Below are 15,936 nucleotides of genomic sequence, written 5' to 3'. Positions count from 1 at the left end.
TTTTCCGGGAGTTTAATTCTATGATTTTTGACATAATTTAACCTTACCTCTTCATGATTTTACTTTAAAAAAAACAGGCTTGTGATTGTTCCTAACAGCGACCAAATACTCATTCCCATTAATCACAATTTGCCTAATGCCTCTGTATTCCCCCCAGAAATCTTTGGCGTCAAAACCCAATGGCTCATGAATAAATCCATCCTCTGCCCATCTGAACAATACAATTGGCTGGGCCATTTTCTTTCCGTAATCTGTCCTGAAACCGGAAAAATTCCCCACTCCCAATACATAGGTACTGCCTCCTGAGGAAAACACCACAAAATCCCTGAGAGGACTGAACTGTCCTTCAATCGGCAAAGGTATATATTGGTTTTTCCCAAAAGGGATAAAAAAGGAACGGAATTCCTCTGCCTTTTTGATGTTAGCCTGAGCTATTTGCTCTTTTTCCAACAAGCCCAAAGGCTCTTTTACTTGAGCATACCGGACATAACTTTCATGCCTCCTTTTTAGGCCAGGAATCTGACGAATCAGGTCATCCCTTGAAGCAAATGGCACCAAATATCCCTCCATATAATGAAAGACCAAAGGATCCTCCTGCCCATTGCCATCAAAATCCCCATGATAAAGTTGAACAGACTCTTTTTCAGAAGCTTTCAATTTAGTATTCAGGCCCAAATTCCCTAAAAGAATTCCTTTATCCTCTCCCCCATGGCTAAAAACCTCCATTCCATAATACCACCCTGATGGAGCCAAAGGCATTATTTCTTTAAAAGATCCATCAGATTGCTTTTGGAAAGCCCTCACTGGCATCCACTCTCCAGCTATGAGCAGTTCTTTCTCTTCATCCCCAGTGATATCATGCCATAGGGATTTCTGTACCATCCCCGGCCTGAAATCCTCCCCAAAGTACTGAGAAGTCATGTCTTTGAACCTTCCATTCCCGTCATTGATCAACAAATAAGACTTTGGCACCGCACCATAGTTCCCGGTAACCACAGAACTGCCAACGAAAATATCCATGGCCCCATCCCCGTTCACATCATGGAAAGCGACCGTAGAAGTATTTTCTCCAATCGGTGGAAGGGAATTCATGGAGAACCTAAGATTCCCCTTTCCATCGTTTAAAAATACCCTGTCAAAATTGAAAATCTCTCCAGATAGAAATTCATTTCCACCACTTCCCACATACAGATCCAAATAACCATCTCCATTTAGGTCAACAAATTCGGCTACCACATCCTCGGCCATTTTGAGCTGCTCAAACATTGGATTTTCCAACCGGAGAAAGCTTCCCCCTTGCTGCTGCAAATAAATGGCCGCTGCCTGCCCTTTGGCCCCGCCAAGGTAGATATCATCCAAGCCATCCCCATTGATATCCCCAACTGCCAAAGCAGGCCCTTCCATCCCGTAACGTCTCGGCATGAGGTATTCCCTCCTGAATTCATCAATCTCCAGGTTTTCTTCATGTTCCCAATCCAGTCCCAAATCAACAATTTCTAAAACATGGGAAACTTTTCCTTTTGGCAACTCCGACTTTTCACCTTGTCCTTTGACCAGTTGATGCCTTTGGTTGATGCCAAGCGATCCATAATTTTCCACTTCTTCTGCGCCCCAGTCCACATATACCACCTCAATCTCCTCCGCCTTACCCAAGCCAAAAGTCAAAACAGTAGAGGTCCCTGACTGAAACCCCCTAGATGTACTCAATACTTGATGGTAAGTTTCTCCGGCGGCCATTACCCAAACTTGCGCCCCAATGCCATTCAGATTGGCCCGATCACCTTTAAGCTCAAACTGCACAAAGTGATGGCCCAATCTCTCGGAATTATTCCTGTAAATAAATGCAGGCTGATCGGTATTGTTGATCACTAAATCCAAGTCACCATCATTGTCCAGGTCGGCATAGGCAGAACCATTGGAATAACTCAGTTGATCCAAACCCCAATGTTTGGCCACCTGTTCAAATTCAAGGTTGCCCTTATTTTGAAAAACAACATTGGACAGCTTGACCGTGGGAAGCATATCTATCTGCCTTTTTTGGATCTCTTTTTCGGTCAAACCCGGCGTTGGTTCCTGACTGTATTGAATAAAATCCAGGTCATTGGGTCTTTTGACAATGCCATTGGTCACATGGATATCCTTGAAGCCATCATTGTCCATGTCAAAAATCAAAGGGGACCAACTCCAATCAGTCGCATAGGTTCTAGTCAGTAAGCCAATTTCGCTGAACTTACCATCACCCCTGTTGAGTTGTAAATGATTCCTCACATACTGGTCTCCATAACCCAGCCTCTTTTTGACATCAAAAACTTCTTGTTTGTCCTCCCCCACTGACTTCATCCATATCTCAGGATCCTGAGGCAACATATCCGTGGTAAAAATGTCCGTCAGGCCATCATTGTTAATGTCCGCCAGGTCATTGCCCATGCTGTACCGACTTGTGTTTTCTATATACTCCCTAAGTGACTCTTTAAAAGTCCCATCCCCTTGGTTGATATACAGGTAGTCATCTTCCGTAAAATCATTGGAGACATAAAGATCCATCCATCCGTCCCTATTCACATCCGCAATTCCAACTCCCAATCCAAAACCCAAACTGGAAGAAAGGATGCCCGCTTCCTGGGTCACCTCCACCATACGAAGTTCCCCTTGGGATACCAAGCTTTTGAAGAGCTTATCCCCTCCTTTCTCATCTTGGTTGGTAAACTTGGAGTCTGCGTGGGAAAAAACCTCTGGCTTTTTGATGGAATGGTTCAATAAATACAGGTCCAAATCCCCGTCATTGTCATAATCAAAGAAAACTGCATGGGTAGAAAAACCTACAAAATCTATCCCATAATCCGCTGCCTGCTCAGAAAAAGTGAGGTCCCCATTATTGATATAAAGCTTGTTTTTCCCTGTAAGTCCTTTATAATCGCCTACTTGACAGACATAAATATCCAAAAAACCATCTCCATTTACGTCTGCCATGGTCACCCCAGTGGACCAGCCTCCCTCTCCTGATACACCTGCTGAAGCAGTAATGTCCTCAAACTGGAAATTACCTTTATTCAAATACAGTTTATTCTCCCCTTGATTGGAGGAGAAATAAATATCCACCAATCCATCATTATTGATGTCACCCAGGGCAACCCCTCCCCCATTGTAAAAATAGAGGTATTCCAGGATGTTCATTTCTTCGGAAGAAATCAGGTTATTGCTAAAATCTATCCCTGTCACTTCCGAAGAGAGCAATGTAAAAAGGCTTTCCTTCTTGGGTTTGGAACAAGCTACCCCTCCAATAAATACCAATAGAAAAATGTAAAAACCCCTCATTCCTTAACTTTCCAAAACTCAAGCGGCGCATTGTTCTTTACCACCATCAGCATTTTGACTCCTTTCAATTTTACGATTTGCAAATCCCTTATATCACCATGGAGCTGAAGCCCATGTTCCCTATTGGGGATATAAGTGAAATTTCCTTTACCATCCCCTATCAGAACCTCCCCGTAGCTACCATCATATTGTCCGACTTCCGGCTTGGCACCACTTAGATTACCTGCCAAAATCAAGTCCTCAGCCCCATCACCATTGAGGTCTGTGACCAATATCGCGTACATCCAGCTCCGCTGCACCTCTCTTGGCAAAGCTTTTACCTCAAACTGCCCTTCTCCCTGATTGATCAAAACTGCAGAAGAAAGGAAATTTACTTCCTGCATTACAGCATTTTTGAGTTCCTGAGGTGTGAAAATATCCTCCATGTACTTGTCATTGTAAGCGCTGTATTTCAAAAACCGTTTTTTGATAGATGGCACTTGCTGTTCCAATTGGTGCTTCAGGGTAAAGGGCACATGCCTCCCACCTTCTTTTTGAACATATAGATGCTCTACTGAACCATTTTGGTCAAAATCATTGACGAACATCCTGATGGGTCTTTCCAGACTGGCTTTGAAGCGTGTATTCAAACCATGATTTCCCAGGACGAAATCAGGTTTACCGTCTCCATTGAAATCTCCTGTATTTATTGCCTGGTACCAACCTTTGAAGGCTTCCATTTCCGGCATGGCTATTTTCTCAAGACCCTTCCCTGTATTTCTCAGGAAAGTCGGCGCCATCCATTCGCCTACCAAAATCAAATCCTCCTTTCCATCACCATCATAATCTGCCACTGCGGCATCTGTGACCATTCCTATTTCTTTCAGGGAGGGGGCATATTCAGCTGTCCCGTCCCTAAATGTTCCTTTCCCGTCTGAAATCAGAATTTGGGAACTTGGATTGACTCCATATAAAAAGGGTACAAGCCTAGAACCAACAAAAAGATCCATGATACCATCCCCATTGACATCGATTAGCCGGACTACCGAACTGCTGTTTTTAAAATTCAAAAGCCCGCTGTTTTCGGACTTGGTAAAATTGCCTTTACCATCATTCAAATAAAGGCGATCCGAAAGATCCAAAGCCCCGAATCCGGATTCATTCCCTCCTGAGGTCACAAACAGGTCCAGGTGACCATCCCCATTGAAATCATGGAAAACCCCATGGGTATCCTCTGAAAAACGGTCCGCAACAAAAGCTTCCTGTTCTGATTTTTTCATGGTTCCATTGGACTGCTGTAGAAAAAGCTGACCGGGAAAGCCTTTGGCTCCACCTAGGTAAACATCCTCCAAACCATCACCATTGACATCCCCAAAAATTGCTTTCGGCCCTTCCGTGGATAGCATATGATAGGTCAGTCTATCTCTGTCAAAGTCTATGAATTGGTTTTCCCTATGCACAAAATCCAAGATCCCTTTGGATGCCGCTTTTTGAAAAATCTGAGCTTCAGGTTCCTTGAAAAAAACAAAACCAGACGGAGCTTCTTGAGCTTCTTCCCAGCTCAAAACCAATGACTGATTGGCTTCAACGTCCTCCAAAATGGTCACCTTCCCATCAGGCCACCTTACCTGGATTTCATCAATTCTTTGAGCTTTTCCCAAACCAAAATTCAAACGTGGATCGATGGAGGACTGAAAGCCCCTGTTGGGTATTTGCTCCTGATACAATTGCTGATCCCCAATCAATAAACGAACCTGTGTGCCAATAGCGAAAGTATTTTTCCCTTTCCCCTTCAATTGGATTTTCAGGTAATGATTTTCAGGCTGAAGCTCCGGGCTTTTGTTTTTGAAGATAAGTGCTTCGCTGTTTACATTGTTGATCACCAGGTCCATAGCCCCATCATTGTTCAGATCCCCATAGGCTGAACCATTGGAATGTACCGGGTCTCCCATGCCCCATTGGTGTATGACATTTTCAAATTCCAGGTTACCTTTGTTTTTGAAGGCATAATTGGAAATAGGATTGACAGGCATAGGATCTACCAATTTCCTGTAATCCACTCCATCTTGGGAAATGATGGCCCTTTTGGTCTGCTCATTATCGATAAAATTCAGATAATCCAGATCTGTCAGATCTTGATAGATACCGTTGGCCACAAAAATATCTTTCAGCCCATCATTGTCCATATCGAACATCAGCGCCGCCCAACTCCAATCCGTGGCCTCCACATTGGCCAAGCGGCCCATATCCGTAAATGTACCATCCCCGTTATTGATATGGAGCATATTGCGTGTGTACTGATAATGGTAACCATGCTGTACATTGAACTGGAATTTGTCCCAGCTTTCAAAAGTGGTAATCTGCTTCAGTCTTTGGGGAGGCTCCGGCAGCATTTCCGTTACAAAAATATCCAAATATCCATTGTTGTCGATATCCGCAATATCTGCCCCCATAGAGGCAGCAGAAGTGGAACGCATATAATCAGTCAGACTCTCCGTAAAAGTACCGTCCTGATTGTTGATGTACAGGTAATCTCTTTCAAAGAAATCATTGGAAATAAAAATATCCATCCAACCGTCCCGGTTGACATCACCGATGGTGATACCCAAACCAAAACCAATTACAGAACCATAAATACCCGCTTCCTCAGATACATCTGTAAATTTGTCCCCATCATTCCTGAACAACTTATCCCCGCCCACAGGATCCCTTCTAGGCCTTTCATTCTGCATTTTATTGAAGCTGCCGATGGCCTGATAGCTATTGTTCAGTAAATACACATCCAGGTCACCGTCATTGTCATAATCAAAAAAAACAGCGTGGGTAGAAAATCCCTGATCAGCCAATCCATAGGCCTCGGCCATTTCTGTAAAAGTCCCATCGCCATTGTTGATAAATAATTCATTTTGTTTGTTGTCACCTTTGATATCTCCTGAATTGCAGACATAAATATCCAGCCAACCATCTCCATTGACATCGGCCATAGCTACCCCCGTACTCCAGGCCCTTGTGCCTGCGACTCCGGCTTCAGCAGTTACATCCCTGAATTTAAAATCCCCTTCATTCAGGTAGAGTTTGTTTTCTCCCTGATTTGAAGTAAAGTAAATGTCGATCAATCCGTCGTTGTTGACATCGCCAAGGGCAACTCCACCACCATTATAAAAATTCCTGTAGGTGAAAATATTGAACTTCTCATCAAATTCCAGGTCATTGCGGAAGTCAACCCCAGAATGGGAAGAGCTTACTTTCTCGAATAAAAAATCATTGTCAGGTTTTCCTTTTTTTGTACAGGAAACCAGAAGTGCGGAAAGCAAGCTTCCCAGAAATATATATTTATTAAGCTGCTTCATCTTTTTTGTTCATTTCTGAAATATCCCTGACCCTAAGGTCAAGCATTTCAACTCTTACCGAGGTGAGATCTTTTTTGAAAACCCTGATCAGGCGGTTACCATCTATTTTTACAAATGCAGTAATGGTTTTTTCCTTATTGCTTACCTCAAAAAAGCCTTCGCCATACCATCCTGTTAACAAGCCCAAAACATCCTCCAACAACTTGTCATTGGAATATTCTTCATTGCCTGGAAACCAACTTGGATAATTGAACTCCATAGGCATAAAAAACAGCTGATTATCCTCAAATTGAGGATAAAAATGCATCAATGCTTCTTTTCCTGATGGCATGGAGGGCTTATACTGAACCTGTAAATGATGCGCACCGTTAGTTAAAATACCTTTTTTGTTGAGCTCCCAACAGGTGCCATAAAACTGTTTTCTGCCCATACCAAACCTTAAATCCAGAAAAAGATCCTCTACCACTTTTCCAGAAGCAAGTTCTCTTTCTTTCACTTTTTGGTACTCCGATTTAGGTTGACAAGCAAGCAGCATCAGACTCATGAACCCCATCATCAACATACCGCCTTTCATCTTTTCAATTCTAATCTTACGCATCCTTTCTTTTATCAATTTTTGTACTTCAATCATTTATCGCCAAAGCCATTCGGCTTCCAATTCGATCAATGAAACTTTTTTCAATCAAGATTTCAGGTCAGTGAAATCAGGAATGAATCTACTGGAATTTGGTAAGGTCAACAATCCTTTTCATTTATTACAAAAAGAAAGCTAAACACTTTCCAAACTTAATCCCTTTGATCTGGCATTTCAAATAATTCTACCTCATCATTATTTTTTGCTACCATCAGGGCTGTGCCCTTAGCTGTTTGAATAAGTTGTATATCTCTGATTTCTCCTTTTATATAAAAACCGGATTGATCAGCCGGGACTACCTGGAGTGAATGCACGTCTTCTCCTGTCAGATGCCAGCCATAACTCCCCATATTGACACCCAATTCCGGTTTAATCCTGGATTGGTTTCCGCCTAGAAATAAGTGAAGTTTTCCTTTTTCATCTTTCCATGTGTTTATGGCATAGACAGGACTGCTTTGTACCAGTTGTGGCAATGAGCCTTTGACAAATTTTCCATCCCCCTGATTTAGAAAAACTGCAGTCTCCAAAGTTTGAACCTGCAATACCTTACTTTGACCAAGTATTTCCGGAGGAAAAAGATCCTCCATTTTTTTGTCCTTATAAATATCGTAAGACAACAGTTGTTTTCTTAAACCGGGCAATTGCTTCAACAAAGCATTTTTAAGAACCATGGGATAAGACATCCCTGATTCATATTGTGTCAATATCTGCTCGATACTCCCATTGCGGTCAAAATCATTGACATATAAGCGCATGGGTTCAGTTGCATTCGCTCTCAATCGGGTATTAGTTCCCATATTCCCCAGCAATACATCAGGTATTCCGTCCCCATTTAAATCTGCTACATGAATGGTATTCCATAATCCACTGGTATTTTCAAATCCAAACTCCACAGATATATCCCGATAATTTCCGTCCTTCTTTTTAAAAACCTTTATTGGCATCCACTCCCCCACAATGACCAATTCTTCCATCCCATCCCCATTCAGGTCTCCGACCCAAGCATCCCGGGTCATGCCCAACCCCCTTAAGCCCGGCGCTATCTCATTGGTCTTATCCACGAATTTACCATCTCCTTGGTTTTCCAATATCACTACGTCTCCCGCGATACCATAAGCAAATGGAATTGTCCTGGTACCTACCAATAAATCAGGAGCCTTATCCCCATTATGATCAAACACCCGGACAAAGGAAGAACTCTCAAAACGCATGGGTAAGTAATCCACCTTCCTCTCAAATTTCCCTCTGCCATTGTTGATATACAACCTGTCCTGGTAATTGGGATTGCTGCTTCCAAACTCCAAACTTCCACTTAGGACATACAAATCCAATAACCCATCACCATTAGCATCAAAAAACACCCCACCCACATCTTCGGACAATTGGTCTTCCTCAAAAATTTGATGGACAATAAAATCACCATTAGCATGCTGCATGAGAATAACAGAGGCTTGTCCCTTTGCCCCGGGTAAAAAGACATCATCCAATCCATCACCATTGATGTCCGCAATAGCCAGCTTGGGGCCTTCATTCGAAATCATATGGAAGCGCAACCTGTCCCTGTCAAAATCTACAAAATCACTTTCCTGATGTCTCCAGGGAATACGGGCCTGCGATTTCTTTAATACTGATGGAAAGAAAGGTACTTTTAATATACCCTTGTTTTCTGTAGCAGACTCTTGATCCAAAACCAAAATTTGGTCAGCCACAACATCTTTGATCACAGTAAGTTTACCGTTGGGCCAAAGAATATGGACTGAGTCCAGCCGGTCAATTTTCCCCAAACCGAAATGTAATCGATGATCCACAGAGGACATGTATCCTTTTACAGGATTATGTTCGGCAAAAAACAAGCGCTCATCCTTAAATAGGGTTACCTGAGCACCAAATTGACCGGAGAGATCCAATTGCAGAAAGTGATATCCATTAATCTCACGGCTATTATTTTTAAACAAAAAAACTTCCCCATTGAGGTTATTGACCACCAAGTCCAGATCCCCATCATTGTCGAGGTCAGCGTAGGCTGCGCCTGTAGAAAATGTGAGTTGGTCCATTCCGGCAGTTCCCGCGATGTCTTCAAACCGAAAATCCCCCAAGTTTTTGAAGAGGTAGTTCCTCAAAGGATTGGAAGGAAACTCGTCGATCATCTTGGTGAGTAATACAGAATCTCTTTTAAACTGGGCAATGAGATTTTGATTGTTGACATAATAATCGACATAATCAAAGTCTGTTAGGTCTTTTACAATTCCATTGGCCACAAAAATATCCTTCCATCCATCATTATCTGCATCGAAAATCAAAGCTCCCCAAGACCAATCTGTGGCATGTACCCCTGATTGTCTGGATACATCTATAAAGTATGGAAGATTAGAACCGGGTTGAAATCCCAGGTTTCTCTGCAGGGTATTTCGGGTAAACTGATGGAAATACCCTGCCTTGACATTGGCCTGGTATTTATCCCAATCTTCAAAAGGTGTTTTGGTTTTTACCCTGTCCAAAGTAGCAGGCAACATCTCCGTGACAAAAATATCTTGCCATCCATTGTTGTTCAGGTCTGCAATATCGGCACCCATGGAACCCATGCTGATCTCTGTGATCATTTCTTCCAAAGCCTCTGTAAAAGTCCCATCCCCATTGTTAATGTACAGGTAATCTTTTTCAAAAAAATCATTGGAAACGTAAAGATCCGGCCAACCATCTCTATTGAGATCTGCGACGGTAACACCAAGTCCATAGCCTATGGCTGATCCATATATTCCGGCTTCCTCACTGACATCGACAAATCGACCTCCCTCATTTCTGTACAGTTTATTTCCTCCAAATGGGTCCCTGATATCCCTTTGCCCAATTCTTAAATCATTGATTCCGATGGATCTGGCAGAGTTGTTCAACAAATACATATCCAGATCCCCGTCTTTGTCAAAATCAAAAAAAACTGCATGTTGGGAAAGGCCTTCATCAGCAATGCCAAATTCCTTTGCCATTTCAGTAAAGGTCAGGTCACCATTATTGATGTAAAGTGAATTATGACGCTCCGGCCCTCCCAATGGACCTGATTTGCAGATATATATGTCCAAAAGTCCATCCCCATTAACATCCGCCATGGAAACACCCGTTGACCAGATACCTGGAACAGCCAAACCAGCCTTTTCGGTAATGTCTTCAAATTGGAAATTTCCTTTGTTGAGGAAAAGCTTGTTGGAGGTCTGATTCCCTGCCAAAAAAATATCCACCAGACCATCATTATTGATATCTCCCAAAGCTACCCCTGCTCCGTTGTAAAAGTTTCTGAAAGTATATGGATTAAATTTTTCATTGTATTCCAGATCATTCCTAAAATCAACGCCCGTCCAAGATTTGTCCATCAGCTCAAAAAGCATAGGGTTTTTCTCCTTCTTGGAACAAGAAGATATTGTAAGTAGAAAAAGAATTATGGAAATCGGGCGAATCAAAGTTTCTTTTGAATTAAGCGTATGCAATTTGGGAATACTAAAATACTTCGGGAAAGCCAATTTCATAAACCTGCCAGGTTTGTGTCAATTTTATTCATTTATTTATGAATGCCCCAAAATTAAAAAGAAGCGCACGGTGGTGCACTTCTTTTTGAAATTATATAGACCAAAGGATTAATAACCTGGGTTTTGTCTCAAGTTAGGATTGGCCTGCAACTGGTTCTCAGGAATTGGAAACAGATTTCTGAAAGGTTGAGAAGCTGCCTTTTCCCACCAAGGAGCATTGAACCTGCCAAATCGGATCAAGTCGGATCTTCTATGACCCTCGGCAAATAACTCTCTCCCCCTTTCTGCCAACAATACGTCAGCATTGATGGTAGTAAGCGGAGGTACATTTGCTCGGTCCCTTAATTGATTGACAAATTGTAAGGCAACAGCATTGTTTCCTTGTCTCCAGGCGGCCTCTGCTTTCATCAATAACACATCCGCATACCTATAGATTGGGAAGTCATTGTTTAAGCTTGGCGCAGAGCCCAATGGGATCTCAAATTTGTTGATCCTTGTTCCTGCCTGTCTCCAAGCATTTGGAGCTAATTGGTTAATAAACGGAGTAAAGTTGATTTCAGGGCCATCCGGGTCAGTCGCTTCAACAGCGTCATCAATAATAGGTGTAACCCCATCAGATCTGAACTGTGGTCCTTCTCTCAAGCTGGCTTTGCGAACATCTCCATCTTCATAACTGTTGTAAAACTCTTCCAACGCTACATATCCATTCCAAGGCTGTTCCTGCAACTCGAACGTCTGCTGGGAGCTGTAATGGAAAGTCATTTGATGAATGTTGAAACCTTCAGCATTGTTTGCATCATAAGGAATCGTAAACATATTCTCAGGAGAGTTGGAGTTGTTGGAAGCAAAATTACTGAAGAAATTAGGCGATAAAGAATATGGCCCTTCATTGATAATTACATCCAATACCCTCTCTGCATCTGCCCACCTGGCAGTTCCCGTATAGACTTCAGCGTTGAGGTACAATTTTGCCAAAATCATGTGGGCTGTCCAATAATTCAGGTTATTCCTGGTATTGTTTTTAGTAAGTTTGTCCACATTCTCAAGGACAGAACTTTCTATGAAAGCAAAGACTTCTTGTCTGGTATTCTGGGCAGGAGCACCTCCTCTGTCAGTTTCTCTTATGATAGGAACGTTACCAAAATTGTCTATCAACAACAGATAACCAAATGCCCTCAATACCCTGAGTTCAGCTCCCAACTCTTCCAAATCAGGATACTGAGACAAGAGTAGGTTACATTCGCCAACAATCCTGAATGCCTGTTGCCATGAACCGTTATATGGACCATCTACAGAAAGCCAGGTATGTCTGTGTGCTCTCAGCCAAATCCCTCCGTCTTCCCAGTCAGCACCTTTTTGAGGAATCGCTATTTGATCTGAAGAAACCTCATTGATACTGTAAAGGCCTCCGTGCGACCCATATCCAGCAGCTACAACCGCCCCGTAGGCAGACTGCTTTAATACCTCGATCAGCTCAGGGGTAACATTTGCATTCAACTGCTCTTGCGTAAGCCCCGTAAGCACCTCCTGCTCCAATTCCCAACAAGACCCCATGGTCATAGCCACCAGGCCTCCCACACATAAAGTTTTAATCGATCGTAACATATATTTTTTGAGTTTATGTTATTTAAATGTAAGTGTTAATCCCATAGTCCAAATTCTCGGTAAGAAGTAAGTGTTTCTTCTTTCCAGACCCGGAGCTAATGGATCTCTCGTAAATGCATCAGGAGTATCTTCCCATCTCACCTCAGGATCTACACCAGAGAACTGAGTAATGGTAAAGAGATTTTGCACACCACCATAAACCCTTAAATTGTTTAGGTTAGCTGACCTTGTAGGAAAGTTGTAACCTATTTGAAGGTTATCCAACCTAATAAAATCCCCACGTTCCAAATACAAATCAGAGAAAGTTGGTGTAGATGTAACCAATGGATTGGTTGGAGTGTTTCGTGTTAAGACGGAATTCCAAGTATTGGATGCCCCATCCGCATTTTCATAGAAGCCCCTAAAAGAATTGTAAATCAGGTGACCAAAGCTACCCCTTGCCAGGAAGTTCAAATCCCAATTACCATAGGTGAATGAGTTCGAAAATCCAAAGTCCCCTGTTGGTAAACCGTTACCCAACCTTTCAAATTCATCAGGGTTTTCACCTGAAAGGATATATTCCCCTCCTTCTGTTAGGCCCAATAACCTTGGACCCCAAAAGTCACCTACCCTTTGGCCTTCTTTGTTCCAAACAATTGGGTTATTGTTCTGGCCCGGAGCTCCGGGGGTAGCTCTCCTGATTTCAGGAAGACCGATTGAACCAACTCCAATATTTCCAATTCTTGCTCTTTGGTAAATTGTGAAATTCAAGCTAGGTGTCCAATTGATACCATTCCCCAGATTGATGTTGTTCACGCTTGTCAAAAATTCAAAACCTCCAGAAGTCAAGTCAGCCAAATTGGCCCAAATAGTAGGCGCTGTGTAGAAGTTGCCAGGGAAGAATTCGTTAGGAGCTCCAATGGGCACCTCAACATTGAAAATCAAATCCGCAATTCTCCTTCTGTAATAGTCCATCTGACCGGTTACCTTACCGTTCCAAAGGCCAAAGTCCAATCCTACAGTAAATTCACGGGTAGTCTCCCATTTCAACTGAGGGTTGGGGTTTGACAATTGATTGATACCCACAAAGACAGAGTTAACCGGATCATCAGGGTTCAAAGGGATTCTGTTCCCATTTCCAAACACACCCAAAGCCAAAGTTGGGGATGGAGGCAACTGACCTACCACACCAAATGAAGCTCTTGGTTTGAACTGGTTAAAAATACCCATATCAAAAATTTGGGTAAAGTCAGCACCGGCACTTAATGCTGGGAAAAGACCTGTTTGATTTTCTCTACCGAAGCCGGAGAATGTTTCAGCCCTTAAGGATGCAGAGAAGAAATAAGTATTATTGTAATTGAAGTTTGCCCTACCAAACAATGAATTCAATACGGATCTCTGGGCCTCAGACCTTAAATCTGTACCTGGACCAAATCTTAAACCACCGGCACCTAAGTTGTTCGGCCCTTGGTCAAACAGGAACCTGGTAGATGCTGCCCATAGCCTGCTTTCTTCAAAAATCTGGGTCTCACCACCCAATAAGAAGGTGAAGTTCAACCTATCAGCAATTTCATCTTCGAAACGTACAGTTCCGTTCCAAACTGTAGTATTTCTGCTTTCTACATTTTGACCGGCCTGTCCAAACCTACCAAAACCAGTCTGGAAATCCTGTCTGGAGAAGAAGCTGGTATTTTTTCTAGTCCATCTGTCCTGAGAAAACTGGGAAGCAATCGTAATTTTATCTGTTAAATCAAACTCTAACCTATAAGAATAAAGCGCATTCTGGAAATTGTCAGTAAACCTTTGCTGATTGATCAAAGCCACTGGGTTGAAAAAGTCAAACAGCGATCTTTGGAAATAGCCTCCAAAATTTCTGTTTGCATTGGTCAATCTGGCTTCCCTTTGGGCAGCAGTCTCACCGGCAGGATTGAAATCTCTTTCAAAAATCGGAGCAGTTGGGTTATAAATGGTCGCATAGCGCACTGCTTCCTCATTCACATTGGTTCCATCAGTGTTTGTAAACGCCAAATTAAGATTCATTCTCAACCTGTTGTTCAAAGCACCGTGATTCAAATTGAACCTGGTATTCAAAGTTTCTCTGTTGGTTCCAATCACCACACCGTCATTGTTACGGTAGTTGACAGAGGCTAGGAAAGAAGTGTTTTCAAATCCTCCTGTTACAGAAGCGTTAACAGTACCATTGTAGGCAGTTTGAAGTATTTCATCTCTCCAGTTGGTATTGTGTCCAAAGTCAACACCACCCCTTTCAACAAACTCTCTTGCGGAAAGAACCGGAATAAGATTGGTAGCCTGTTCTGCAGAACCGAAGCTATTGATGGTCACTGAAGAAATACCTTTTTTGGTCGCTCCTTTTTTGGTGGTGATCAAGATTACACCCGCAGCACCTCTAGTACCATAGATCGCAGCTGCAGAAGCATCTTTCAATACGTCAAAAGATTCAATGTCATTTGGATCGACCGCGTCGATAGAGGCACCGATGACACCATCCAAAACAATCAGGGGAGATTGTGTGGCACCAAAAGAAGAGATACCTCTCAAACGAAGTGTTGGGGCAGCGTTAGGGTTACCTCCTGGACGGGTTACAGAAAGACCGGCTACTTTTCCTTGCAACAACTGCGTAGGGTTGGGAAAGTTACCTCTGTTGAACTGCTCTGCTCCAACAGAAGCGACTGCAGAGGTGATTTCCTTCTTATCCTGTGTACCATAACCGATTACCACTGCCTCCTGAAGACTTTGAATATCCTCCTGCAACTCTACATTGAATGTGCTTTGGTTACCAATGGCAAACTCCTGCGTAGTAAAGCCCACAAATGAAAAAACCAAGACCTGATCTCCAGGCTGGACTGTAAGCCTAAACCTACCATCAAGATCCGTAGTAGTACCTCTTGTCGTACCTTTTATAAGGACCGTTACCCCAGGCAGGGGATCCTTCAAGGTCGCATCCAGGACAGTTCCTGAAATCTCCCGACCTTGTGCAAATGCCGCCGCCATACTGAATACCATCAGCAAGGTAATCAGCGACAATGCTTTTAATTTTTGTAAATAATTTCTCATAGGGTTTGTTGTTTTGAAAAAAACGAATTGGTTTTTATAGTTAATTTCAAATCTAAAATCATGGTTTAAATTTTATTTTGCAAAATTTAACAAAGGCCACAGGGCCGTTTTGGATAAAGGCCTGTTAACAGAACAAAGGTATTTTTCATTAATCGTTAAAAATTCCTGATTTTCTTTAAAGTATTTCCAACCGAAAACGTTTGAACTTTTTGAATAGTTAAAATTTTTGGGTTTTATTAAAAAAGTGAAAATCGAGGTCATAAAAAACATCCTCAAACTTCAATTCTAAAATTACAGTATGATCGGCCAAAATGGGGGATGTTCGGAAAATTGCTATTTCATACTCTTTAATCCGGCAGATTTACTTGATTTTATTACATTCTTCTAAACCCTCCCCTGTATTGCCGGTTTAAAATCAAAAGAGCTTTAATATTCTGGATTTTAAAACATTTTTGTGCTTAATTTTAAGGTGCTAAACCAA

The 15,936-nt window shown here is 42.4% G+C and carries 6 protein-coding genes; all 6 read right to left on the bottom strand.

Annotation, left to right across the window (positions count from 1 at the left end; translation table 11 throughout):
- Positions 1 to 51: 51 nt before the first annotated feature.
- Positions 52 to 3,315, bottom strand: a complete 3,264-nt coding sequence (locus tag BC751_RS07475) for a VCBS repeat-containing protein (RefSeq protein ID WP_130275001.1) — start codon at positions 3,313 to 3,315, stop codon at positions 52 to 54.
- The gene (locus BC751_RS07470) at positions 3,312 to 6,644 is read right to left on the bottom strand and encodes a VCBS repeat-containing protein (protein WP_130275000.1); all 3,333 of its coding nucleotides are present in this window, start codon (positions 6,642 to 6,644) and stop codon (positions 3,312 to 3,314) included. Before BC751_RS07470 ends, BC751_RS07475 begins: the two co-directional genes overlap by 4 nt.
- Positions 6,631 to 7,242 carry a hypothetical protein gene (locus BC751_RS07465; protein ID WP_130274999.1) on the bottom strand — a complete coding sequence of 204 codons (612 nt, stop codon included), beginning with the start codon at positions 7,240 to 7,242 and terminating at the stop codon, positions 6,631 to 6,633. Before BC751_RS07465 ends, BC751_RS07470 begins: the two co-directional genes overlap by 14 nt.
- A 188-nt stretch (positions 7,243 to 7,430) precedes the next feature.
- The gene (locus BC751_RS07460) at positions 7,431 to 10,796 is read right to left on the bottom strand and encodes a VCBS repeat-containing protein (RefSeq protein ID WP_130274998.1); all 3,366 of its coding nucleotides are present in this window, start codon (positions 10,794 to 10,796) and stop codon (positions 7,431 to 7,433) included.
- A gap of 108 nt (positions 10,797 to 10,904) precedes the next feature.
- Positions 10,905 to 12,401, bottom strand: a complete 1,497-nt coding sequence (locus BC751_RS07455; protein ID WP_130274997.1) for a RagB/SusD family nutrient uptake outer membrane protein — start codon at positions 12,399 to 12,401, stop codon at positions 10,905 to 10,907.
- Positions 12,402 to 12,419: 18 nt separating this feature from the next.
- A complete protein-coding gene (locus BC751_RS07450) occupies positions 12,420 to 15,455 on the bottom strand; it encodes a SusC/RagA family TonB-linked outer membrane protein (protein ID WP_130274996.1) in 3,036 nt (1,011 codons plus the stop codon).
- Positions 15,456 to 15,936 lie beyond the last annotated feature (481 nt).

The organism is Cecembia calidifontis (assembly GCF_004216715.1).
Classification (GTDB): domain Bacteria; phylum Bacteroidota; class Bacteroidia; order Cytophagales; family Cyclobacteriaceae; genus Cecembia_A; species Cecembia_A calidifontis.
This window is presented reverse-complemented; position numbering and strand designations above follow the sequence as displayed.